Below are 1,750 nucleotides of genomic sequence, written 5' to 3'. Positions count from 1 at the left end.
ATGGCTATCTCTGATCAAAATAGTCAGGAGTTAGCTACCTTTAGCTACACCTATGACTTGGCTGGCAATAGGCTGACCAGCACAGAACTAGCAGATGGCAAGGAAACCGAGTCTGAGTTCAGCTATGATGCCAACAACCGCCTGACCCAGGTCAAGACAGGTGACAAGGTTCTCACCTATGCCTATGACCAAAACGGCAACCGCATCCAGTCCACAGGCAAGGATGAAAGCCTAGACTATATCTACGATACGGAGAATAGGCTCCTTGCGGTTAAGGATAAGGAAGGAATGCTCTTTGCGGCCCTTTATGATGGTGATGATAACCGCGTCTTCACTGCCAGCCGTACGCAAGCTACCAACACTTACCAGCTCTTCAAGCGCAAACCGAAGGTGACTTCTCCGAAAACCTCACCAAATGGTGAGGAGAACTCTCTCTTCTGGTATGGCTTCACGCAGAATGTGGTGCAGTTCTTCTCTGGTCTGGGCACCAGCCAAGGTTACGACTGGATCGACACCTTCGACACCATCTCTGTGGCCTACCATCAGAAGGTGGCTAAGGACAGGGCGACCAAGGAAGGTCTGGTGGTCAATCCGCCAGATGAGAAGAACCTGCCTGGTCAGGACCCCGTGACCTATGCCAGCGAAGTCCAGGATGTCCTCATCCCTTACACCACCAAGACCGACACCTACAACTACTATGAGGTGCGCAACTACGTCAACGATGTCAACCAGGAACATGCCCAGGTCCTCCAAACCTATGATGACCAGATGCAGGCCCGTGAGACCTACACTTATGGCAATGGTCGAGCTAGTTACCTCAATAACCAGACGGGGGATAGCTACCAGTATCTGACCAACCAATCTGGCTCTGTCACAGGACTGACCAAGGATGGTCAAGCAGTCGCAAGCTCAAGTTATCATCCTTATGGTTCAACGAAAACGACAACCGATGAAACCGGCAATCCCTTCGCCTACAATGAGGAAGCTAGGGATGTGACGGGACTAGACTACCTCAGAGCGCGCTACTATGACAGCCAGGTTGGTACCTTCCTGACGGAGGATAGCTACAGTGGGGAGTTAACAGACCCACTCAGCCAAAACCTCTATAGCTATGTCCAAAACAATCCGGTCAACTACACAGACCCGAGTGGGCACCGGAAGATGGGCCTGAATGTACCAAGACGCCGAATCATTAATACCAGGAATCAGCGCAAGTACAGTCAGATGCGGGTGGACCCAGCCCTCTCCGGTCATTCAGGCATTGGTGGCGGAGGCTACCTTTCGGCAGCCAACCATATCCGCCACCGCGTCCAAAGCAACCCAAGCTACCGACCACCAGCCAGCTACTACGCTGCTTTTGGACCACATGCGGCAGTCCATCGCCCAAGTCCGTCCTATGTTGGAGGCTATTATGGTGGAGGCAGTGCCGGCCACTATACGGCTTACCAGCAGAAACAAGCCCAGGCTAGAGCCATCGCCCAACGCCAACAAAACATCCGCAATGCCTATGCCCAAGCAACTGGTATCAAGGGAACACCGAGGTCCAAAGAGGCTCAAAACCTCTACCTCAACTGGGGCTCCGCCTTCGCCGCAACCCTTAGACACGTATGTAATCCGAAGACTGCCAAGGCTAAGGACAAATCAGCCAAGCAACTAAAGGTCAGTGATTCCTTCAAAAAAGATGTGAACAAACTCAGCTATGATGAACTGAAGAAAAAATACAAGGGCCTCATCAGTTCACAAAATAGCT

The 1,750-nt window shown here is 51.9% G+C and carries 1 protein-coding gene; it reads left to right on the top strand.

Annotated features, from left to right (window positions below; translation table 11 throughout):
• A partial coding sequence (locus F602_RS10090) for an RHS repeat-associated core domain-containing protein (RefSeq protein ID WP_169331159.1) occupies positions 1-1,750 on the top strand: 1,750 nt, incomplete at both ends.

The sequence above is a fragment of the Streptococcus minor DSM 17118 genome (genome assembly GCF_000377005.1).
In the GTDB taxonomy this organism is placed as follows: Bacteria; Bacillota; Bacilli; order Lactobacillales; family Streptococcaceae; genus Streptococcus; species Streptococcus minor.
This window is presented reverse-complemented; position numbering and strand designations above follow the sequence as displayed.